Origin of the sequence: Stutzerimonas sp. FeSN7, assembly GCF_030263795.1 — a bacterium.
Lineage (GTDB): Bacteria > Pseudomonadota > Gammaproteobacteria > Pseudomonadales > Pseudomonadaceae > Stutzerimonas > Stutzerimonas stutzeri.
This window is the reverse complement of record NZ_JARPMN010000001.1, coordinates 4571747-4593425: the sequence shown is the minus strand read 5'-3', so window position 1 is coordinate 4593425 and position 21679 is coordinate 4571747. Positions and strand designations below refer to the sequence as shown.

General features: G+C 67.2%; 15 protein-coding genes and 1 pseudogene. 4 read left to right on the top strand and 12 right to left on the bottom strand.

Annotated elements, in window-relative coordinates:
* Together znuC and zur are read right to left on the bottom strand one after the other, a co-directional pair.
* A complete protein-coding gene (znuC, locus tag P5703_RS21865) occupies nt 1-771 on the bottom strand; it encodes a zinc ABC transporter ATP-binding protein ZnuC (protein ID WP_041755176.1) in 771 nt (256 codons plus the stop codon).
* Nucleotides 768-1253, bottom strand: a complete 486-nt coding sequence (gene zur / locus P5703_RS21860) for a zinc uptake transcriptional repressor Zur (protein WP_013981214.1) — start codon at nt 1251-1253, stop codon at nt 768-770. The genes znuC and zur overlap by 4 nt, the downstream gene beginning before the upstream one ends.
* 64 nt (nt 1254-1317) lie before the next feature.
* Between zur and znuA the strand changes: the two genes are divergently transcribed.
* Nucleotides 1318-2307 carry a zinc ABC transporter substrate-binding protein ZnuA gene (gene znuA / locus P5703_RS21855; protein ID WP_014595336.1) on the top strand — a complete coding sequence of 330 codons (990 nt, stop codon included), beginning with the start codon at nt 1318-1320 and terminating at the stop codon, nt 2305-2307.
* A gap of 138 nt (nt 2308-2445) precedes the next feature.
* On the opposite strand, the gene aptA is transcribed toward znuA, so the two are convergent.
* Nucleotides 2446-3765 (bottom strand): omega-aminotransferase AptA, encoded by a 1320-nt coding sequence (aptA, locus tag P5703_RS21850; protein ID WP_045632441.1) that lies wholly within the window; start codon nt 3763-3765, stop codon nt 2446-2448.
* 186 nt (nt 3766-3951) lie between these two features.
* Between aptA and P5703_RS21845 the strand changes: the two genes are divergently transcribed.
* Nucleotides 3952-5445, top strand: a complete 1494-nt coding sequence (locus P5703_RS21845) for an aldehyde dehydrogenase (RefSeq protein ID WP_218650904.1) — start codon at nt 3952-3954, stop codon at nt 5443-5445.
* 101 nt (nt 5446-5546) lie between these two features.
* On the opposite strand, the gene P5703_RS21840 is transcribed toward P5703_RS21845, so the two are convergent.
* The 9 genes and pseudogenes from P5703_RS21840 to P5703_RS21800 all read right to left on the bottom strand — a co-directional run bounded on the left by P5703_RS21840 (nt 5547) and on the right by P5703_RS21800 (nt 19038).
* The gene (locus P5703_RS21840; RefSeq protein ID WP_279645096.1) at nt 5547-6950 is read right to left on the bottom strand and encodes a glycosyltransferase family 2 protein; all 1404 of its coding nucleotides are present in this window, start codon (nt 6948-6950) and stop codon (nt 5547-5549) included.
* A pseudogene (locus P5703_RS21835) lies at nt 6947-7732 on the bottom strand (HEAT repeat domain-containing protein); the annotation flags it as partial. The pseudogene P5703_RS21835 and the gene P5703_RS21840, both read right to left, overlap by 4 nt.
* The gene (locus P5703_RS21830) at nt 7728-8117 is read right to left on the bottom strand and encodes a response regulator transcription factor (RefSeq protein WP_011911301.1); all 390 of its coding nucleotides are present in this window, start codon (nt 8115-8117) and stop codon (nt 7728-7730) included. The gene P5703_RS21830 and the pseudogene P5703_RS21835, both read right to left, overlap by 5 nt.
* On the bottom strand, nt 8114-10990 hold the full coding sequence (locus tag P5703_RS21825) for a CHASE3 domain-containing protein (RefSeq protein ID WP_279643070.1): 2877 nt from the start codon (nt 10988-10990) through the stop codon (nt 8114-8116). The genes P5703_RS21830 and P5703_RS21825 overlap by 4 nt, the downstream gene beginning before the upstream one ends.
* A gap of 126 nt (nt 10991-11116) precedes the next feature.
* Nucleotides 11117-12757, bottom strand: coding sequence for a diguanylate cyclase (locus P5703_RS21820; RefSeq protein WP_279643069.1), 1641 nt, complete (start codon nt 12755-12757; stop codon nt 11117-11119).
* Entirely contained in the window at nt 12750-13139 is a 390-nt protein-coding gene (locus tag P5703_RS21815) for a response regulator (RefSeq protein WP_003282388.1), read from the bottom strand. The genes P5703_RS21820 and P5703_RS21815 overlap by 8 nt, the downstream gene beginning before the upstream one ends.
* The gene (locus tag P5703_RS21810; protein ID WP_279643068.1) at nt 13136-15547 is read right to left on the bottom strand and encodes a PAS domain S-box protein; all 2412 of its coding nucleotides are present in this window, start codon (nt 15545-15547) and stop codon (nt 13136-13138) included. The genes P5703_RS21815 and P5703_RS21810 overlap by 4 nt, the downstream gene beginning before the upstream one ends.
* A 76-nt stretch (nt 15548-15623) precedes the next feature.
* Nucleotides 15624-16010 (bottom strand): response regulator, encoded by a 387-nt coding sequence (locus P5703_RS21805; protein WP_011911305.1) that lies wholly within the window; start codon nt 16008-16010, stop codon nt 15624-15626.
* Between the two features lie 49 nt (nt 16011-16059).
* Nucleotides 16060-19038 carry a PAS domain S-box protein gene (locus tag P5703_RS21800; RefSeq protein WP_279643067.1) on the bottom strand — a complete coding sequence of 993 codons (2979 nt, stop codon included), beginning with the start codon at nt 19036-19038 and terminating at the stop codon, nt 16060-16062.
* Nucleotides 19039-19341: 303 nt separating this feature from the next.
* Here P5703_RS21800 and desA point away from each other — a divergent pair, with 303 nt between their 5' ends.
* Together desA and P5703_RS21790 are read left to right on the top strand one after the other, a co-directional pair.
* Nucleotides 19342-20532, top strand: coding sequence for a delta-9 fatty acid desaturase DesA (gene desA / locus P5703_RS21795; protein WP_279643076.1), 1191 nt, complete (start codon nt 19342-19344; stop codon nt 20530-20532).
* A 128-nt stretch (nt 20533-20660) separates the two neighbouring features.
* A complete protein-coding gene (locus P5703_RS21790; protein ID WP_279643066.1) occupies nt 20661-21659 on the top strand; it encodes a GGDEF domain-containing protein in 999 nt (332 codons plus the stop codon).
* The last annotated feature ends 20 nt before the right edge of the window (nt 21660-21679 follow it).

Sequence of the window (21679 nt, the reverse complement as noted above, 5' to 3'; positions counted from 1 at the left end):
CTAGTGCTTGCAGTTCGGGCCGTGGACGTGGGGTTTGCCGATCACCACGCTGCCGTGCAGGTCATGGCTGTGATCGTGCTGGTGGTGGTAGATCGCCAGGCTGCGCGCATCCTGGCCGAACAGCTCGACGAAGGCCGGGTCGCTGCTGACCTGTTCCGGATGCCCCGAGCAGCAGACGTGGCGGTTCAGGCAGACCACCTGATCGGTGGCGCTCATCACCAGGTGCAGGTCGTGGGAGACCATCAGCACGCCGCAGCCGTAGCGGTCGCGCAACACGCCGATCAGCCGGTACAGCTCGGCCTGGCCGGCGACGTCGACGCCCTGCACCGGTTCGTCCAGCACCAGCAGCTCCGGTTCGCGCAGCAGGGCGCGGGCGAGCAGCACGCGCTGCATTTCGCCGCCGGAGATCTTCTGCAGCGGGCTGTCGATCACATGCTCGGCACCGACTTCACCCAGCGCAGCCAGGGCGCGTGCGCGGTCGACGCCGGGGACCAGGCGCAGAAAGCGCAGCACCGACAAGGGCAGGGTGGGGTCGACGTGCAGCTTCTGCGGCATGTAGCCGACGCGCAGCCGCGGCTTGCGCCAGACCTGGCCATGGTCGGGCTTGAGCAGGCCGAGCACGGCGCGCACCAGGGTGGTCTTGCCGGCCCCGTTGGGGCCGATCAGGGTGACGATCTCGCCGCGATGCACCTGCAGTTGCGCGCCTTCCAGCACGTTCTGGTTGGCGAAGCGCACATGGATGTCATCCAGCCGCAGCAGTACCTCGCTCATGCGGCGTTCCGGCAGTTCGAGCAGAGCCCGACGACTTCCACGGTCTGGCCTTCGACGGAGAAGCCGACGCTGCCCGCGGCGCTGTCGATGGCCTCGGCGATGGCCGGGCGCTCCAGCTCGATGGCGGTGTGGCAGAGACGGCAGATGAGGAACTGGCCCTGATGCGGATGCTCCGGGTGGTTGCAGCCGATGAAGGCGTTGAGTGAGGCGATGCGGTGCACCAGGCCGTTCTCCAAGAGGAAATCCAGCGCGCGGTACACGGTGGGCGGCGCGGCGCGTCGGCCGTCCTGCTCGCTCAGCACGGCAAGAATGTCGTAGGCGCCGAGCGGCTTGTGGCTCTGCCAGACCAGCTCCAGCACGCGCTTGCGCAGCGCGGTCAGGCGCACGCCCTGGCGCGCGCAGAGGCTGTCGGCTTCGGCCAGCGCGTGGCTGACGCAGTGGTCGTGGTCATGGGGCGTGCAGGCCAGCGGGGTCTTGGACATGGGCGGCGACGTGTTGGGGGAGAGACGTTATTATGTACCAATTCAACCCTTTCGAGTGATGCCCGTGAATCGTCTTTTCTCCCTCCCGTTGCTGGCGGCGCTGCTCGCCGGTGCCACTTGCGCCCAGGCCGAAGTGCGCGTTCTGACCAGCATCAAGCCCTTGCAGCTGATTGCCGCGGCGGTGCAGGACGGCGTCGGCCAACCCGATGTGCTGCTGCCGGCCAGCGCCTCGGCGCACTACTATTCGCTGCGCCCGTCCGACGTGCGGCGTCTGCGCGATGCCGAGCTGTTCTACTGGATCGGTCCGGATCTGGAGAGCTTCCTGCCGCGCGCGCTGAGCGCTCGTGAAGGGACGACGGTGGCCGTGCAGGACCTGCCGAAGCTGACCCTGCGGCGCTTCGGCGATGCGCACACACATGCCGAGGACGATCATCACGACCACGACCACCACCACGACCACGATGACGCGCATGACGGGCATGAGCACGACCACGCCGCCCATGCCGACGAGCACGATCACGACCATCGTCCGGGTTCGCTCGATGCGCACCTGTGGCTGCTGCCGGCCAACGCCGTGGTGATCGCCGAGCGCATGGCGGCGGATCTGGCTGCTGCCGATCCGGCCAACGCCGGGCGCTACCAGGCCAACAGCAGCGCTTTCGCCGAGCGCGTCGAGGCACTCGACGGTCGGCTCAGGCAGCGTTTCGCCAAGGTGCAGAACAAGCCGTTCTTCGTCTTCCATGAGGCCTATGACTACTTCGAGGCCGCCTACGGGCTGCGCCATGCCGGCGTGTTCACTGCCGGTGGCGAAGCGCAGCCGGGCGCGCGGCATGTGGCGGCGATGCGCGAGCGCCTGCAGCAGGCCGGACCGAGCTGCGTGTTCAGCGAGCCGCCGGCGCGCCCGCGTCTGGCTGAAACGCTGACCGCCGGCTTGCCGGTGAAGATGGCTGAACTGGATGTGCTGGGCGTCGGCCTGCCGACGGACGCCAAGGGCTACGAACAGTTGCTCGAAGGTTTGGGCGACACCCTGGCGGACTGCCTGGAGTCGCTGTGATCTGGAGGCCTGTCTGGTGAGTTCAGTTGGTCAATTTCGGCGCCCATGGCCACCCGGACTTGCCTCGATCCACTCACCGCACTGGCCACTAACGCCCGGCCTGATCTGACAGGCCGGGTCGTCTCCGGCAATGCTGTGTCAGCCGGCCTTGCGAATGCCGTCGGCGAGCAACTCCATCATCTGGTCGATCTCGGCCTTCTCGACGATCAGCGCCGGCGACAGCGCAATGGTGTCGCCGCTGGCGCGCACCAGCAGACCGTTCTCGAAACACTCGCGGAACACCTCGTAACCGCGCTTGCCGACGCCATCGGCATGGGCGTCGAACTGCACGCCGGCCACCAGCCCGACGGTGCGGATGTCGATCACGTTGGGCAGGTCACGCAGGCTGAACAACGCCTCCTGCCAGTAGGGTTCCAGGTCGATGGCCTTCTGGAACAGGTTTTCCTGCTGATAGATCTGCTGGGTCGCCAGCGCCGCGGCGCAGGCCACCGGATGCCCGGAGTAGGTGTAGCCGTGGAAGAACTCGATGACGCTTTCCGGCCCCTGCATGAAGGCGTCGTACAGCCGGTCGGCGACGAACACCGCACCCATGGGGATCGCGCCGTTAGTCAGACCCTTGGCACAGGTCAGGATGTCCGGCGTGACGCCCCAGCGCTGCGCGGCGAAGGCTTCGCCGACGCGGCCGAAGCCGGTGATGACCTCATCGAAGATCAGCAGAATGCCGTGCTTGGCGGTGATCTCGCGCAGCCGCTGCAGATAGCCCACCGGCGGCAGGATCACCCCGGCCGAGCCGGACATCGGCTCGACGATCACCGCGGCGATGTTCTCCGCGCCATGCAGCGTCACCAGCCGCTCCAGCTCATCGGCGCGCTCCACGCCATGCTGCGGCAGGCCCTTGCTGAAGGCGTTGCGCTGCAGGTCGAGGGTGTGCGGCAGGTGATCGACGCCGGGTAGCATCGGGCCGAAGGCGCGGCGGTTGTTGGCCATGCCGCCCACCGACATGCCACCGAAGCCGACGCCGTGATAGGCCAGCTCGCGGCCGATCAGGCGGGTACGGCTGCCCTGGCCGATGGCGCGCTGATAGGCCAGGGCGATCTTCAGCGCGGTATCGGCCGATTCCGATCCGGAGTTGGTGAAGAACACCCGGTTCAGTCCCTCGGGGCTGATGGCGGCGAGCTTTTCCGCCAGCTCGAAGGGCAGCGGGTGGCCCATCTGGAAGGTCGGGGCGAAATCCATCCTGGCGATCTGCTTGCTCACCGCCTCGCTGATCTCGCGGCGCCCGTGGCCGGCATTGCAGCACCACAGGCCCGCCGTGCCGTCGAGCACTTGGCGGCCGTCGCTCGCCGTGTAATACATGCCTTCGGCGCGCTCCAGCAGGCGCGGACTGGCCTTGAACTGGCGATTGGCGGTGAAGGGCATCCAGAAGTGTTCGGGCGAGGTGGCAAAATCCTGGGACATGGGCGAGCTCCGGCGACGAGCGACTATGCTGCGACGGCGCCGCAGCGTTTCGATCGAGTCTATGTTTAATAAAACGAACAAAACAAGGCGCAAAACCGGCCGTTCGTAAAAAATATTGATAGGGTCCGCGCCGCTGGTTTAGGGTGCATTTTCCATCACCCGAAGACCTGAGAGAGAGGAAGCACCATGCCCAGCCTGACCTTCGCCGATTGGCAACAGCGTGCCCGTGACCTGCGTATCGAAGGTCGCGCCTTTATCCAGGGTGAGTATTGCGCCGCGGCGCAGGGTGGCCAGTTCGACTGCATCAGCCCGGTGGACGGGCGGGTGCTGGCCCAAGTCGCCAGCTGCGACCAGGCCGATGCCGAGCGTGCAGTGGCCAGCGCCCGTACCGCATTCGAGGCAGGCAGCTGGGCGAAGCTGGCGCCGGCCAAGCGCAAGGCGGTGCTGATTCGCTTCGCCGATCTGCTGGAAGCGAACCGCGAGGAGCTGGCCCTGCTGGAGACCCTCGACATGGGCAAGCCGATCGGCGACTCGCTGGCGGTGGACATCCCCGGTGCGGCGCGGGCGCTGCGCTGGAGCGGCGAGGCGATCGACAAGATCTACGACGAGGTGGCGGCCACGCCCCACGACCAGCTGGGCCTGGTCACCCGCGAGCCGGTCGGCGTGGTGGCGGCCATCGTGCCGTGGAATTTCCCGCTGATGATGGCCTGCTGGAAGCTCGGCCCGGCACTGGCCACAGGCAACTCGGTGGTGCTCAAGCCGTCCGAGAAGTCGCCGCTGACCGCCATCCGCATCGCCCGGCTGGCGATCGACGCCGGCATTCCGGCCGGCGTGCTCAATGTCCTGCCAGGCTACGGCCACACCGTCGGCAAGGCGCTGGCGCTGCACATGGACGTCGACACGCTGGTCTTTACCGGCTCCACGCGGGTGGCCAAGCAGCTGATGATCTACGCCGGCGAGTCGAACATGAAGCGTGTCTGGCTGGAGGCGGGCGGCAAGAGCCCGAACATCGTCTTCGCCGATGCGCCCGACCTGCAGGCGGCTGCCCAGGCGGCGGCGGGTGCGATCGCCTTCAATCAGGGCGAGGTCTGCACTGCCGGTTCGCGGCTGCTGGTGGAGCGTTCGATCAAGGAGCGCTTCCTGCCCATGGTGGTGGAGGCGCTCAAGGGCTGGAAGCCGGGCAACCCGCTGGACCCGGCGACCAACGTCGGCGCCCTGGTGGACACCCAGCAGCTCAACACCGTGCTGGGCTACATCGACTCCGGACGCCAGGCCGGCGCGCAGGTGCTGATCGGCGGCCAGCGGACACTGGAAGAAACCGGCGGGCTGTACGTCGAGCCGACCATCTTCGATGGCGTCGACAATGCGATGAAGATCGCTCAGGAGGAAATCTTTGGCCCGGTGCTCTCGGTGATCAGCTTCGACAGCGCCGAGGAAGCGGTGGCGATCGCCAACGACACGCCCTACGGCCTCGCTGCCGCGGTGTGGACCGCCGACCTGTCCAAGGCGCACCGCACCGCACGGGCGCTGCGCGCCGGCAGTGTGTGGGTCAACCAGTACGACGGCGGCGACATGACCGCGCCGTTCGGCGGCTTCAAGCAGTCCGGCAACGGTCGTGACAAGTCGCTGCATGCCTTCGACAAGTACACCGAACTCAAGGCGACCTGGATTCAGCTCTGACGGCATCCGTAGGGTGGATGTCGCCTTTTACATCCACCTTGTTGCACAGCCATGGTGGATCGATGAAGCGTGATCCACCCTACGGTCTTTTGAGCGTTCAGCTAGCTTTGCCCCCACTGCCCGCTGCGGCGCATCATGCCCCACTGGTGCTTGCGCCGGGAGAACCACTGCCAGAGACCGCGGCAGCGCCAGAGGGTGTTGAGCTGGCGGTAGCCGAAGTTCTCCAGCACGGCCATCAGGAATAGCTGCAGCATGTCGCGTCGACGGCTGTAGACGCGGAAGGACATGGTTTCCAGCAGCAGGCCGTTGACCGACAGCAGGATGCCCATGCCGATCGCCACCAGCAGGAAGGCGGCCAGCGCCGCGTAGGACACCGCGCCGAAGGCGAAGCCCGCCAGCATGACGCCGTAGCCCACCAGTTCGATCAGCGGGCCGATCCACTCGAACAGCGCCATGAACGGCCAGGCCAGCCAGCCGGGCGTGCCGCCGCGCAGGCTGAAGGCCAGGCGGGCATGACGCCCGAGGCTTTCGGCCAGGCCGCGCTGCCAGCGGCTGCGCTGCCGACCGAGGGTACCGAGGTCTTCCGGGCATTCGGTCCAGCAGATTGGGTCCGGCAGGTAGCGGATGCGGTAGGGGATGCGCTTTTCGCGGTGATAACGGTGCAGCCGCACCACCAGCTCCATGTCCTCGCCGACCGTATCGGTGCGATAGCCGCCGACCGCCATCACCCGCTCGCGATCGAACAGGCCGAAGGCGCCGGAGATGATCAGCACAGCATTGAGCGGCGACCAGCCGAGGCGGCCGAACAGAAAGGCGCGCAGGTACTCGACGATCTGGAAGCGCGCCAGCCAGTTGCGTGGCAGCCCGGCCTGGATCAGGAAGCCGCCACGCACTTGCGAGCCGTTGGCAATGCGCACCGTGCCGCCCGCGGCAATGGTGCGCTCGTCCTCGAGGAAGGGCTGGACCACGCGCAACAGGCTGTCGCGCTGCAGGATGGAGTCGGCGTCGACGCCACAGAACAGTCCGTAGCGCGCGGCATTGATACCGGCATTCAACGCATCGGCCTTGCCGCCGTTGGCCTTGTCGACCACGCGCAGGTTGGTGTAGCGGCGCGAGCGATAGATGGCCTGCACCGGTTGGTGGGCGACGGCCTGGCGCAACGGCTCGGGGTGCGGCACCAGGTCGAATTCCTCTATGAGCACGGCCAGGGTGCGGTCCTTGGAACCGTCGTTGATCACCACGATCTCGAATTCGGGGTACTGCAGCTGCAGCATCGAGCGCACCGAGGTGCGGATCGTCGCCTCTTCGTTGAAGGCCGGCATGAGCACCGACACCGGCGGCTCGACGCCGAGATAAGGCGCCAGCTCGCCGGTTTCCGCGCGCTGGCGGATGTAACCCATCAGGCTGCCCATCGACAGCAGATTGAGCAGCAGGTACATGCCGTTGAGCAGCAGGAAATAGAGGATGAAGGCGACCTGCAGCCACCACAACCAGTCGACCGTCACCGGCGCACCTCCGCGATGGCCCGGCGCAGGGCATCCCTGCCGTAGCGGTCGTGCACCTGCTCGAGCAGCTGCTGCAGCGCGTCCGGGGATGCGCCGGGCAACGTCGCCAGGCTATCGGCGGCGGCCTGGCGCACCCACCAGCTGCGGTCGGCGAGCAGCGGCAGGAACAGCTCGCTGTCTTCCCGACGTGCCTGCTTGTGTAGCGCCAGCAGGGCGGCCAGGCGCACGCCCTCCTGCTCGTGGCCGAGGGCGCGCAGCAGGCGCGGGCGGTCGCGTGGGTCGCCAAGCTCGCTGAGGCAGCGCAGCGCCACCTGCAGCTGCTCGACAGGCGCCCCCTGGTCCAGCCGTGCCCGCGCCCAGGGCGCGGCATGGCGCGGGTCGCCATGCACCAGCAGGCCGACCAGTCGCTCGCGGCGCGGGTCTGGCGAGCTGGACAGCACGATCAGTAGCGGCGTGGTCACTGCCTGCTCACCGGCCTGCTGGCACAGGCTGACCAGGCGCGGCAACGCCCAGTCGGGGCGTTCCACCGCCGCCGGCAGGATCAGCTGCATGGCCTTTGCCGGGTCCATGGCCACCAGCGTCTGCGCGGCGGCCAGGGCGACGATGGCGTTGCGGCTGAGCAATAGCGGCTGCACCGCGTCCCAATGGGTGGGGTCGGCCAGATGGCGCAGGCAGGTGAGGCCGATCAGCTTGCTGCGCACCCGCCCCCGTAACAGGAGCAGCGCCTGACGATCCATCCCCAGGGCGACCAGTGCGCGGTTCATGCGCTCGCGCGCTTCACCGGCGCCCCCTCAGCAGGCGACGAATGCGTGCCAGCAGTTCCTCCGGCTGGAAGGGTTTGGTCACGTAGTCGTCGGCGCCCAGTTCCAGCGCGCGGACGATATCCACCTCGCGTGCCTTGGCGGTCAGCATCAGCACCGGCACGCTTTCCCAGCCGGCCTGTGCCCGTAACCGTTCGATCAACTCCAGGCCGTCGTGATAGGGCAGCATGATGTCCATCAGGGTCAGGTCCGGTGGGGCGGCCTGGGCGAAGTGATCGAGCGCCTGGCGGCCATCGGCGGCATGGTCGACGACGAAACCGTGGCGTTCGAGCATGTAACGGATGAGGAAGGCGATGTCTTCTTCGTCTTCCACCATGAGGATGCGCTTGCTGGCGGATTCGCTCATGCATGAACCTCGTCAGAGTGAGTGTGGCCCGGTGGCCAGTGCTGCAACAGGTGCTGGATCAGCCTGGCCAGCTCGTCGCCGTCGTGACGGGACTTGACCAGCTGGCGCAGCGCCAGGCGATTGTCCTGGATCGGGGTGTCGAGCGCGGAAAAGATGATCACCGGTGGGGGCGGAATGCTCTGCGCCAGCTGGTCGAACAGCTCGGTGCCGTCGCCGTCGGGCAGCATCAGGTCGATGATGGCGAGATCGAAGGGCTGCGCGCTGATCAGCTGACGCGCCTCCTGCAGGGTGGCGGCGCCGGCCAGTTCGACGTCGAGCATGGCGATCTGCTTGGCCAGCAGTACGCGCAGGTCGTCGTCGTCCTCCACGTGCAGGATGCGCGGTTTCGACCCGCCGAGCTGCAGGCAGGCGCGAATCACCTCCATGACGCGGGAGGGGTCGATCGGCTTGTGCAGCCAGTCGATCACGCCTACCGCACCGCCGCGCAGCAGGCCGTCATCCTCATCCCGGCGCTGCGGCTGCACGCTGACGATCAGCACCGGCAGGTTGCGGTAGTGGTGTTGGCTGCGCAGGCTCTGCAGGAAGGCCACGCTGTTCTCGTCGTCCAGCGCCGGGCTGAGGGTCAGCGCCTGGACACGGTGCTGGCCGAGCAGTTCGCGTGCTTCGGCGGCAGCATGGGCGATCAGCGTGGCATAGCCGTGCTGGTGCAGCGCCTCGGCCAGCTGCTCGGCGGCGTGGCAATCGGGTTCGAGGATCAGAATAAGGGGCGTCTGCTGCGGCGCCGAGCCGAGGCTGAGTGGCTGCGCCGGTGCCTGCGGCTGGAGCGGCTGGGCGTGTTCCTCCAGCGGCAGCTGCAGCCAGAAGCGCGTGCCCTGGTCCGGCTGGCAATCGAAGCCGATCTTGCCGTTCATCTGCTGGACCAGCGAGCGGGTAATGGCCAGCCCCAGCCCGGTACCGCCGCGCTGACGCGCATCGGACGAATCGGCCTGGGCGAAGCGCTCGAAGATGCGCGAGCGGAAGGCTTCCGGTATGCCGGGCCCGCGATCCTGCACCCCGATCTCGAGCCTTTCGCCGCTGCGTCGCAGGTCGACCGTCACGCGTCCGCTGGCGGGGGAATGCTTGATCGCGTTGGACAGTAGATTGGCCATCACCTGAGCGAAGCGGTCAGGGTCGAGGGTTGCTTCACTGGAGGCCAGCTCGGGGGCGTCGAGGAATTCCAGGGTGACGCCGTAGTCCTGCCCGTACGGCGTGATGTCCGACAGCGCCTGCTGGACGAGCGGCCGCACGTCGTGCCGGCCCAGGTTGAACGCCAGGCGGCCCGCTTCCAGCTTCTCGATATCGAGGATGTCGTTGATCAGGCGCACCAGCCGCTCGCTGTTCTTGTGAGCGATGGTCAGCAGCGGACGGGCCTCGTCGCTGAGCTGCCCGGCGATACCGCCGATCAGCATGCCGAGCGCGCCGCGAATGGCGGTCAGCGGGGTACGTAGCTCGTGGCTGACGGTGGAGATGAATTCGGTCTTCATCTGCTCCATGCGCCGGCGCAGGGAGACGTCCACCGCCACCGTGACCACATTGCAGGTGCGCGCGGAGATGCGCAGCGGTCGCTTGACCACCTGGAACCAATGCTCGGTGCCGTGGGCGTCGGTCAGGGCGACCTCGGTGGTGCGCAGCTCCCCGCTGCTGCTCGCCAGGGCCGCCAGTTCGTCGTCGCCCAGCAGCAGCGGTCGCAGCAGGCGAGCGGAAGCCACCTCGTCGGGGTGGCGCTGCTCGATATCCTGCGGTCGCACGTCGAGCAGGGCGGAAAGCGCGGTGTTGCAGAGCAGGAAGCGGCCATGGGCGTCGCGGACGAAGATGAGGTTGTCGTCGGTGTCCACCACCCGGCGCAGGAACAACTGCTGGTCGTGCAGGCTGTCACGGCTGCGCTGCAGCTCGCTGATGTCCCGTGCGATCGCCAGGTGGTCGCCCAGCCCGGTGGGCATCAGGCGAACCTCGAAAGTGCGCCGGGTCTGCACCTCGCACCAGGTGTTCTGCCGCAGACCGCTGTCTTCGTGCTGCTGGAGCAGGTCGTGCAGCAGGGGTTCGATGGCCGCGGGCTGGGGCGCCCGGCGAGCCGTTCCCGCGGCCAGGCTGGATACCTGCTGTCGGTGGTCCACCGCATAGAGGTAATCCGGAATGGCCTGTAGCAGCGCTCCGAGCCGGGCCTCGCCTGCCTGCGCCGCGCCGGCCAGCTGCTGGCGGATGCGCAGATTACGGTGTACCGCCCAGAAGGCGATGAGAAGCAGCGCGACCACCACCAGGCTGCCGATGAGGGCCAGACGCTGGGCCCGCTCGGTCGTCTGGGCAACGGCGCTGCTGGCTGCTTTCAGCTCGCGCCGCTCCTGTTGTTCCACTGCGTTGAGCAGCGCCCGCAGGCGATCCATCAGCAGGTTGCCGCCGGCGCCGCGCAAGCGCTCGGCGGCCGCCTGCAAGCCGGCGTCGCGGCGCGCCTGGACATTGCCGGCAGCCACCTGCAGGCGTTCGGCAATGGCTGCATCCAGCGTGCGGAACCAGCGCTCGTCGGGATAGCTGCGGCCTTCGACCAGTTGTTCCAGACTGCGCCGATAGCCTTCCAGCTGGTTCAGGCCGCGCTCGTAGGGTTCGAGGTAGCTGGCATCGCCGGTCAGGATGAAACCGCGCGAGCCGGTCTCGATGTCCTGCAACGAGGAGAGGATGGCCTGGACCGAGGTGATGACCTCCAGGCTATGGCTGACGGCCCGATTGGTCTGCAGCAGCGTTTCCTGGGTTCGCTTGCCCTGCCAGCCGAGGGCGGCGAGCAGCGCGAACGCAGCCAGAAATGCGATTGAATGCCAACCGATCGCGAGTCTTGCGGGCAAACCGGACTCCTTCCGCGGGGGAGACTGCATGGAACCCTGGCCGCCGCGCGATAGCGGAAACACCGGGACTCCCGAATATAGTCAGACCCCACAGACGCGGAGCGGTTCGCGACGAACGGTAGCCCCTCAGCGCTCGGCGACCTGCACCTGATTACGGCCCTGGTGCTTGGCCAGGTACAGCGCCTGGTCGGCGCGCTCCAGCAGGACGCTGGCGGCGCTGTGCTCATCGGTTTCGCAGATGCCGGCGCTGAAGGTGACGCGAAACTCCTGATGGTCGCCCGCATTGAAGGTCAGGGCGGCGAAGCGCACGCGGATCTCGTCGAAGATGCGCCTGGCCTGCAGAGCGCTGCATTCCGGCAGTACCGCGACGAACTCCTCGCCACCGTAGCGGCCGAGGCTGTCGATGCGACGCAGGCGCTGGCGCAGCAGGTTGGCCAGGGCGCGGATCACGTTGTCGCCGGCGGCGTGCCCATAGGTGTCGTTGACCTGCTTGAAACGGTCGAGGTCGAGCATCACCACGCTTGCCGGTTTGCCGCTGCGGCTGCTGCGCTGCACCTCCAGTGCCAGCTGTTCCTTGATGTCGGCGTGCATGAGCAGGCCGGTCAGGCTGTCGCGGGCCAGCGCGGTGCTCAGCGAGCGGGCACGCTGGGCATGCGAATAGACACCGGCCACCAACGCGCTGTCGCTGATCGGCTTGGTGATGAAATCGTCGCCGGCCTTGAGCAGGGCGGCCATCTGCCGGTGGGTGTCGGTTTCCGCCGACAGGTAGATGATCGTCACCCGCAGCCACTCGTCATGCAGGCGGATCATCTGCGCCAGCTCCGGGCCCGAGCATTCCGGCATGTTGACGTCCAGCAGCACGACCTCGGGGTTGAAGCTGCGCATGGCGTCCAGCACGCGGGTCGGTTCGGTGAGGGTCTGCACCTGCATCTGCGCGTTGCGCAGCACCAGGCTGTAGCGCGCCGCCAGCTCGGCGTCGTCGTCGACGATCAGCACACGGAAGGGCTCGCCCTGCTGGCGGTCGAGGCAGCGTTCCAGGCTGTTTTCCAGCTGGGTAATGTCCAGCGGGCGGACGAAGAAGCCCTGGGCACCGGCGCGCACCGCGGCCAGCTGGCTGGCGAAGTCGTTGCGATCGTGGATCACCAGCAGCGGCAGGGGTTGCTCCAGGCTCTGCTGCAGCGCCGCCAGTGCATCGAACTCGCCTTCATGTTCGATGCCGACGATCAGCGCATCGGGCAGCTCGTTGGCCAGGGCCTGCTCGAGGGCGGCGAAATCATGCCACTGGCTGACCATGTAGCCGAAGTTGCGCAGGGTCACCGCCATGCTGGTGGCGGCGATCGGGTCGCGCTTCATCAGGTAGATGCGGCAGCCCGGCGCCGGCTCTTCGTGGTGCACCGGCAGCGCCGCTGCGCCTTCGCGCTCCTGCCCGGGTGTCTCGCTGGCCAGTTGCAGCAGGGCGGCGGCGAAGGCATCGGCGGCGCGACTGCCGGGCTTGGCCGAGTCCAGCCAGCGATCGGCGCGCTGTTCGAGCTGCCGGGCGTTGTCCCCGAGGCTGGCGAAACCGAAGGTCCCGGCCGCGCCCGCCAGGCGATGGAGTCGCTCGCGCACGCTCAGCATCAGCTGGCGGCGACTGCCGGTGGCGCGGGTCTGCTGCAGGTCACGGGCGAGCGTTGCCAGTTCTGCCAGGTCCGCCTGCAGGCGTTCGCCAAACTGCTGCTCAAGCTGGGTGAGCTGTTCCTGCAGCGCCAGGCGGGCACGCTCATCCATGCTCGGCCTCCCACACCTGCTGCAGCTGGGAGGCCAGCTGCAGGGGGTCGAAGGGTTTGTTCAACACCTGGCGCACACCGAGCTGGCGCAGCTCCTGCAGCCGCTCGGGCTGCAGATGGCCGGTGAGAAAGACCACCGGAATCTGCTGCAGGTCCACCAGATCGCCGAGTTGGCGGACCAGCTCGATGCCATCCATCTGCGGCAGCATCACATCGAGCAGGATCAGGTCGGGGGCGAACGCCTGAACCTGGTCCAGGGCCGCCTGTCCGGACGGACAGCTGAGCACCTCGAAGCCGCCGATCTTTTCCAGGGCGATGCGCGTCACCACCTGAATGGAAGGAACGTCCTCGACGTGCAGGATGCGCTTGAGCTGTCTGTTCACGAACTCTCCTTGGTCTCGCCCCGGACGGGCAGCTCGAACCAGAAGCAGGCGCCCTGGCCGGGTGCGGATTCGAAGCCGATCTGTCCGCCCATGTGCTCGATCAGCTCCTTGCTGATCGCCAGACCGAGGCCGGTGCCGCCCTGCTGGCGGCTGTCGGCCGAATCGGCCTGGGCGAACTTCTGGAATACCCGTTCACGGAATTCGTCGGAAATCCCTGGGCCCCGGTCTCGGACGCTGACCCGCACATGGCCGGCACGCATGCGGGCCGACAGTTCGACCTGCTCGCCGGGCGGCGAAAACTTCGCGGCGTTCGACAGCAGGTTGCTCAGCACCTGCTGCAGGCGCATGGCGTCGATTTCCACCTGCACCGCCGGGCAGTCGCCCAGGCGCAGCTGCACGCCATGGCGTTCGGCGTAGCTGCCATTACTGCGCAGGGCCAGCTCCAGCTGCGGCAGTAGCGGCTGCTCGAGCAGGTCGAAGCGCATCTTGCCGGCATGCAGCTTGTCCATGTCCAGCAGGTCGTCGATCAGTGCCCCGAGGCGCTGGCTGTTCTGCTGGGCGATGTCCAGCAGCTCGCGCATCTGCCCGGGAACCTCGCCCATGACATTGGAGCAGACCAGCGCCAGCGCGCCGGTGATGGAGGTCAGCGGCGTGCGCAGCTCGTGGCTGACCGTGGAGATGAATTCGCGCTGCAGACGCTCGATGCGCTTGCGCTCGGTAATGTCGTGCAGCACGGCGACAGCGCCCAGCAGCTGGCCATCGGAGGTGTACAGCGGATCGGCGTTGGACAGCACATGGCGCGGCGTGCCCTGGCTGAGCAGGACCATCTCGTGATCAATCACGTGTTCGCCGCCAAGGGCGCGGCGCAGCGGGATCTCTTCCGGCTGCAGCGGCGTGACGCCATCGGCCCGGTACAGCTGGTAATGGCTGGCCCATTCGTTCGGTGACACCGGCGCGGCATCGGCGCCGTGCCATTGCTTGGCCTTCTCGTTGAACAGGGTCAGATTGCCCTCGGCGTCGCAGGCGATCACCGCCTCGCTCAACGCTTCGAGCAGACGCCGGTTCATTTCCTGCTGCTTGTCCAGCTCCAGCTGCTCGGCCTTGCGTGCGGTGATGTCGGTGACGAAACCGTGCCAGAGCACCGAGCCATCGACCTGTCGCAGCGGTGTGGCGCGCGCCTCGACCCAGATCAGGCCCTTGCGTGGGTGGTCGACGCGGTGCTCGCTGTGCCACGGCGTGAGCTCGGCGGCGGCCTTGCGGATGCTGCTCAACAGGGTGCTGCGATCGAGTGCGTGCACGCGCCCGACGATGGGCGCGAAGCTGCTGGCCAGCTGCCCCGGGCTGAGGCCGTAGATCTGCTCGACCCCTTCGCTGACGTAGGGAAAGCAGGAGCTGCCGTTGCCGCGCCAGTGAAACTGGAAAAGCATGCCCGGCACCTGCGCGGCGATCTGCTGCAGGCGCAGCTGCAGTTGTTCCTGGTAGGCCAGGTCGTAGGCGTTGATCAGGTAGCCACGCAGCTGTTCCTGTTCATCGTGGATGGCGGTGACGCCCAGCAGCACCGGCACTTCGCTGCCGCTCTGGTGGCGCAGGCGCCACTCGGACATCTCCCGGCGGCCAAGGTGCAGCGGCGCGGTGAGCACTGCGAATCCCGCTTCCACCGGCATCTCGAGTTCGCTGGAGAGCAGCTTGGCGCGCCGCTCCAGCGCTTCGTGGCGAAAGAGGGCAGTGGTCAGCGGGTGGCCGGCCAGCGCCTGCTCGCTGTAGCCGAGCAGGCGTTCGGCGGTCGGGTTGACGCTGGTGACGATGCCGTCCGGGCGGGTGATCAGCACGGCGCTGGAGGCGCTGTCGAGGATCGCCTGCTGCAATGCCGCCTGCTCGGCATGCCGGTGCGCCAGCAGGTGCTGCTCGAACAGGCGGATCACCTGGCGGCCCAGGCGTTCTAGGGTTTCCCGCTGTTCGCTGCTCAGCCGCCGCGGCTTGCGGTCGATGACGCACAGCGTGCCGAGGTTGTGGCCGTCCGGCGAGGTCAGCGGCGTACCGGCGTAGAAGCGGATGTGCGGATCGCCCTGCACCAGCGGGTTGTCGCGAAAGCGCGGATCCTGCAGCGCGTCGGGTACCTCGAAGATCTGCTCGCCGGTGATGGTGTAGGTGCAGAAGGAGATGTCACGCGGGGTTTCGCTGACGTCCAGGCCGACCCGGCTCTTGAACCACTGGCGGCGGTCATCGACCAGCGAGATCAGTGCAATCGGGGTGTCGCACATCTGCGCGGCCAGCGCGGTGAAGTCGTCGAAGGCGCTTTCTTCGGGCGTATCGAGGATTTCGTAACGCAGCAGGGCCGCCAGGCGCGAGAGTTCGCGTGGCTGCGCGGCGGATGGCAACGGCGCCGGGATTGCTTGCGGTGACTCCATCGTCGGTGCCTTGCTGGTTCGGTGAGTGGCGCACGAGCGGACAGCGTGTCGCGTCCCGGCGGATGTGCTCAGGGCCTTAGTATCGGCCAGTCAGCCAAATGCTGCGAATCTGCCCGGCCAGCTGCATCGGGTCGAAAGGTTTGACAATCACGTCGCGCGCGCCGAGCTTGCGCAGGTGCTCGATCTCGCCCGGCTGAACCTTGGCCGTCATGAATGTTACCGGAATCCGCTCCAGGTCGATTCGCTCGCGCAGCTTGAGCAGCGTCTGCGGGCCGTCCATGCCGGGCATCATCACGTCCAGCAGGATGAAGTCGGGCGCAAACGCCTCGACTTCTTCCAGCGCCTGGGCGCCGGACGAGCAGGACAGCACCTCGTAGCCGCCGATGGCTTCCAGGGCCAGTTTGGTCACGGCCTGGATCGACGGGTCGTCTTCGACATGCAGGATGCGCCTGAGCTCTGCCATTGTGCCTCCGGGGGGTCGGTTTGCCTGTGCGTCGGTCGTCATGCGCGCATCAGGGTTGGTCGGTCGCAGCCGGTGCGAGCGGCAGTTCGCACCAGAAGCAGGCGCCATGGCCGGGCTCCGAGTCGAAGCCGATCCGGCCATGCATGTGTTCGATCAGCTCCTTGCTGATCGCCAGGCCCAGTCCCGTCCCGCCCTTCTGGCGCGTGTCCGAGGAATCGGCCTGGGAAAACTTCTGGAAAATCCGTGCGTGGAACTCGGGCGCGATGCCAGGCCCCTGGTCGCGCACCCAGATCCGCACCCAGGCGCCGCGTTGCTGCGCGCCGAGCGAGACTGTTCCTCCCTCGGGTGAAAATTTGACCGCGTTGGAGATCAGATTAGCCAATACCTGCTGCAAGCGATCGTCGTCGGCGATCAGCTGCAGGGTCGGCAGCGGCTCCAGCTGCAGGTATACGCCATGCTTGGCGGCGTAGCCCTGGTTTGCCTCCGTGGCCAGCTGCATCTGCCGGGCCAGTGAATGGCCGTGCAGCTGCAGCGTCATCTTGCCGGCGACCAGCTTGTCCATGTCCAGCAGGTCGTCCACCAGGCGGCCCAGACGCAGGCTGTTCTGATGGGCGATGGTGAGCATCTGCAGCATGGTCGGCGAGGGCTCGCCCAGGGCGCCGCCGACGATCAGGCCGAGGGCACCGGAGATGGAGGTCAGCGGTGTGCGCAGCTCATGGCTGACGATGGACACCAGCTCGCTCTTCATCCGCTCGATGCGCTTGCGTTCGGTGATGTCGCGCACCAGGCCGATGAACCTGCGCTCGCCGTGGTGGCTGATCTGCGAGACGCGCAGTTCGATGGTGAAGGTCTCGCCGTTGCGCCGCAGAGCGGTGAGTTCGCGGTTCTGCTCCAGCGCGCGGGAGGTGCCGCGCCGCGTGTAGTGGTCCAAGTAACCGTCATGGGCCGAACGGTCCGGTTCGGGCATCAGCATCGAGAGGTTGCGGCCGATCACCTCGTCGCTGCGGTAGCCGAAGATCTGCTCGGCGGCATGGTTGAAGGTTTCGATGATGCCGCGACCGTCGATGATGATGATCGCGTCGATCACGTTGTCGATCAGCATGCTCAGGTAGCGCTCGCGCTCTTCCATCTCCTGCTTGGCCAGCGCCTGGTCGGTGACATCCCAGATGAAGCCGTCGCACCAGCCCACGGGGTCGTCACGCTCGCGCAGCACACGGGCCTTTTCCCGTACGTAGACGGTGCGTCCCTCGGCATTGGTGATGCGGTAGATGCGCTCGAAGCTGTCCTGCGCCGGAGATTGCTCGGCCTGCGCCTGGTCGTCCGGGTGGATCAGGCTGCCGTAGCTGCGCACACGGTCGCCGACGAAATCGCTGGCCGGGTAGCCGGTCAGGCGTTCGATGCCTTCGCTGAGGTAGCTCATGCGCCGGCGACCATCGTTGCGGCAGCGGTAGACCACTCCCGGCAGGTTGCCGACCATGGCGCGGAAGCGGCTCTCGCTCTTCTGCAGCGCGCGGGTGGCTTCCATCAGCTCGGTGATCTCGGTGACGAAGCCATGCCAGAGCACTGTGCCGTCCGCCAGCCGTTCGGCACTGGCGCGGCCCTCGGCCCAGAGCAGGCCACGCTGCGGATGCTGGATGCGGAACTCGACCGCGCCGCTGCCCGGATGCACGGCCAGGCGCAGCAATGCGCGATGCAGGCGTGGCAAGTCCTGCGGGTGGACGTGGACCAGCGCCTGGGCGGCGTCCTCCAGCAGCCGTTGCGGCTCGATGCCGTACAGCTCGCGGGCGCCTTCGCTGGCGTAGAGAAACGCATAGCGGCCATTGGCGAAGCGCTTGAGCTGGAACACCATGCCCGGTAGCAGACTGGCGATTTTCTGGGCGCGGTCGAGCAGGCGCTGGCGTCGGCGGTTCTGCTGCTGCTGGGCGAACTGATACTGCTGTTGCACGCTGATGCGCCGTTGCAGGAGGAACGCGAGCACCAGCAGCAGCGCCTCGGCGACCAGCCAGGCCAGGCCCCACTTGATCAGCAGACGGCGTTCGGCCTGCAGGTGTTCGCCCTGCATGGCGCTGATGTCGCGCCAGGCCAGCGCTGCAGCCAGGGGTGGCGTGGACGGCTCGGCTTGCTGCTCATCGTGCAGGGGAATCTGGTTGAGTATGTAGCTGCGCCCGTCGGCATCGAGCAGTCGCGAACCCTTGCCGCTGCCCGGCTCCGGCAGCACGCCCGCCTGGGCCCAGTGCAGCACCTGCGTCGCCGAATGGCCGATCAGCAGCCAGTCACTGCCCTCGCTCAGCTGTACCCCGCTGGGAGGTGTCGTCTGGCTCGCCTGCAGCGCCTCGCGGTTGATGATAAGGGCCAGGCCGGCGGCCAGCTGCGCACTCAGGTCGGGCAGTTCCGGCAATACGTTGTAGCCCACCTCCAGCGCACCGATGACTTCGCTGTCCTGCCGGTCCACGGCGCGCAGCGGCACGATGGCCCGGCTGCTGGCGCCGAGGGCGTCGACTTCCAGGCCGAACTGTTCGATGCCGTCGCGCAGTACCCGCTGCAGCATCGGTCGCTGTGCGGCCTGAGTGTCGCCGAAGCGCTCCGGTTGCTGCATGCGCAGCACGGTGACCCCGGCGTCGCCCCAGAATAGCTGCAGCTGCAGCGCCTGGTGGCGCTGCATCGAGCGCCAGGCTGGGGTCAGCGCCGCACGCAGCCGCTGGCGCGAGCGCTCGAGGCGGGGATCGTCGAGGGAGCGGCCATCACGTAGCGCGGCATCGACCAGGCGCATCTGGCGCAGCACCTCGGCGTTGCCGGCCAGGGCGGTGGCGACCATGTCCGCCTGGCGCCGCTGATTGAGCTGCGCGCTCTGCAGCGCCAGGCTCTGCAACTCGCCATGCGTCTCGATCTCCAGATGCCAGGCGACATCGCGGGCGCGGTAGTCATTGAACGCAAGGCTGCCGAACAGCAGCACGAGCAGCAGACTGCCGAGGCCGAAGATCCATCTGGGGGTCGAGAGGTCGGCGCTGTTCATCCGCGTGCCGGCCATGGGTGCGAGGTGCTGCGCTCGACGTACGACATAGGCATGAGCCGCAAGTTTCCAGGGCAAAAAGAAACAATGATAGCTCTATGCCAGCATCGCCGATAGCGCCTTTCCCGCTCGGTCGTCGGCGCTTCGGCTGCCCACCTCGAGCGTAGCGATTGCAGCCGAAGCTGGCTAAAAAAGCATCAGTTTTTAGACGGTCGGTCAGCCCTCGTTCTGGACTCGTGATGGGCTGATGTTAGTCTGCAGGCAGGTGAACGCCGGCGAAGGTCTCGTCAGCGCACCGTTATCATGAGGCACCCCGTTACCATGTGGCATACCGGCTTACTCGACCTGTCGATCTGGCAGCTCATCGCGACCACGCTGCTGCTGACTCACGTCACCATCGTCAGCGTCACGGTCTACCTGCATCGCTACTCGGCGCATCGCGCGCTGGAGCTGCACCCGGCGCTCAAGCACTTCTTCCGTTTCTGGCTGTGGCTGACCACGGCGATGAACACCCGCGAGTGGACCGCCATCCACCGCAAGCACCACGCCAAATGCGAAACCCCGGACGACCCGCACAGCCCGGTGCACAAGGGCCTGGCCACGGTGGTGCGCAAGGGCGCCGAGCTGTACATGGCCGAGGCGAAGAACGAGGAAACCCTGCGCATCTATGGCAAGAACTGCCCGGATGACTGGGTCGAGCGCAACCTCTATTCCCGCTTCCCCAACCTCGGCATTGTGCTGATGCTGGCCATCGACCTGGCCCTGTTCGGCGCCCTCGGCCTGACGGTGTGGGCGGTGCAGATGATCTGGATTCCGTTCTGGGCCGCCGGCGTGGTCAACGGCCTCGGCCATGCGGTCGGCTATCGCAACTTCGAATGCCGCGACGCCGCGACCAATCTGGTGCCCTGGGGCATCCTCATCGGTGGCGAGGAACTGCACAACAACCACCACACCTATCCCAACTCAGCCAAGCTCTCGGTACGCAAGTGGGAGTTCGACATGGGCTGGGCCTGGATTCGCCTGTTCAGCCTGCTCGGCCTGGCCAAGGTCAACCGCACCGCGCCCATCGCCCATCGCATCGAGGGCAAGCAGCAGCTGGACATGGACAGCGCCATGGCGATCCTCAACAACCGCTTCCAGATCATGGCGCAGTACCGCAAGCTGGTGATCGTGCCGCTGGTGCGCCAGGAGCTCGGCCGAGCCGACGCGACGCTGCGGCACCAGCTGCGCCGTGCCAAGCGCCTGCTGACCCGCGAGCCGAGCCTGCTGCAGCAGGAGCAGCAGGCGCATATCGATGTCATGCTCGCGCAAAGTCAGGCGCTCAAGGTGATCTACGAGAAGCGCCTGGCGCTGCAGCAGATCTGGAGCAAGACCAGCGCCAACGGCCACGACATGCTCGCCGCGATCAAGCAGTGGGTGCACGAGGCCGAGGCCAGCGGCATCCAGTCCCTGCGCGATTTCGCCGAGCACCTGCGCACCTATTCCCTGCGACCGCCCGTCACCCCCGCCTGACCTCTGATCGGCTCCTTCGCCGGGCGCTGCGGCGCCCGGAACTTTGCGCCTTGGCGCCTCTCTGAACAGCATTCTTTAATCCATGCAGTACCGCTGCCACGCGCGGCGGTCGTTTCAGGAAGAAGGCTATGCGGCTTGCGAGCAAGCAGGGTGAGGCGGGAATGAGAATGTCGCCGGGCGGGGATGCGCAGACGTTGCTGGCGCTGATGCACGCGCGGGCAGAGGTCGCCCGGCTGGGTGAGCGCGAACAGCTGTTCAGCACGCTCATGGGCGGTGTGAATGCGGTGCTCTGGGCGTTCGACTGGCAGGCGCAGCGGATGATCTACGTCAGCCCGGCCTACGAACGTATTTTCGGCCGCTCACCGGCCCTGCTGCTGGCCGATTACGGCGAATGGCGCAACGCGATCTACCCCGACGACGTGGAGTACGCCCAGAAGAGCATGCTCGCCGTGCTCGACGAGGGCGCCGTGGAAACCCGCGAGTACCGCATCATTCGCGGTGACGGGCAGCTGCGCTGGCTGAGCGACAAGTGCTTCCTCGGCCGTCCGGGCGAGAACGGGCAGAGTCCGATCATAGTCGGCATTGCCGAGGACATCACCGAGAAGAAGCAGCTCGAGGGCGAGCTGCAGCGCCTGGCGACTACCGACGTGCTGACCCAGAGCAGCAACCGCCGGCACTTCTTCGAGTGCGCGCGAATCGAATTCGAACGCGCCCGGCAGTTCGCCTCGTCGCTGGCGTTCCTGCTGCTGGACATCGACGACTTCAAGCGCATCAACGATACCCACGGCCACCCTATGGGCGATCAGGTGCTGCAGAAGGTCGCCCGCTGCGGCGCCGCCGTGCTGCGTCAGAGCGACCTGTTCGGCCGTATCGGTGGCGAGGAGTTCGCCGCCGTGCTGCCGGGTTGCCAGCCGGACCTGGCCGAGCAGATCGCCGAGCGTCTGCAGCGCGAGATCGAACGGGTGGTGTTCACCGCCGAGAACGGCGAGCGCTTCCGCGTCACCGCCAGCCTGGGCCTGACCTACCTGAAGGCCAGCGACGCAGAACTCAGCGCCGTCTTCGCCCGTGCCGATGCGGCGATGTACACCGCCAAGCGCCTCGGTAAGAATCAGGTCATCGTCGGCTGAACCGCATCGCGCTCGACGGC

Coding starts and splice junctions, on each gene's coding strand:
- znuC (WP_041755176.1), bottom strand. CDS start 771: ATGAGCGAGGTACTGCTGCGGCTGGATGACATCCATGTGCGCTTCGCC.
- zur (WP_013981214.1), bottom strand. CDS start 1,253: ATGTCCAAGACCCCGCTGGCCTGCACGCCCCATGACCACGACCACTGC.
- aptA (WP_045632441.1), bottom strand. CDS start 3,765: ATGTCCCAGGATTTTGCCACCTCGCCCGAACACTTCTGGATGCCCTTC.
- P5703_RS21845 (WP_218650904.1), top strand. CDS start 3,952: ATGCCCAGCCTGACCTTCGCCGATTGGCAACAGCGTGCCCGTGACCTG.
- P5703_RS21830 (WP_011911301.1), bottom strand. CDS start 8,117: ATGAGCGAATCCGCCAGCAAGCGCATCCTCATGGTGGAAGACGAAGAA.
- P5703_RS21820 (WP_279643069.1), bottom strand. CDS start 12,757: ATGGATGAGCGTGCCCGCCTGGCGCTGCAGGAACAGCTCACCCAGCTT.
- P5703_RS21810 (WP_279643068.1), bottom strand. CDS start 15,547: ATGGAGTCACCGCAAGCAATCCCGGCGCCGTTGCCATCCGCCGCGCAG.
- P5703_RS21805 (WP_011911305.1), bottom strand. CDS start 16,010: ATGGCAGAGCTCAGGCGCATCCTGCATGTCGAAGACGACCCGTCGATC.
- P5703_RS21800 (WP_279643067.1), bottom strand. CDS start 19,038: ATGGCCGGCACGCGGATGAACAGCGCCGACCTCTCGACCCCCAGATGG.
- desA (WP_279643076.1), top strand. CDS start 19,342: ATGTGGCATACCGGCTTACTCGACCTGTCGATCTGGCAGCTCATCGCG.
- P5703_RS21790 (WP_279643066.1), top strand. CDS start 20,661: ATGCGGCTTGCGAGCAAGCAGGGTGAGGCGGGAATGAGAATGTCGCCG.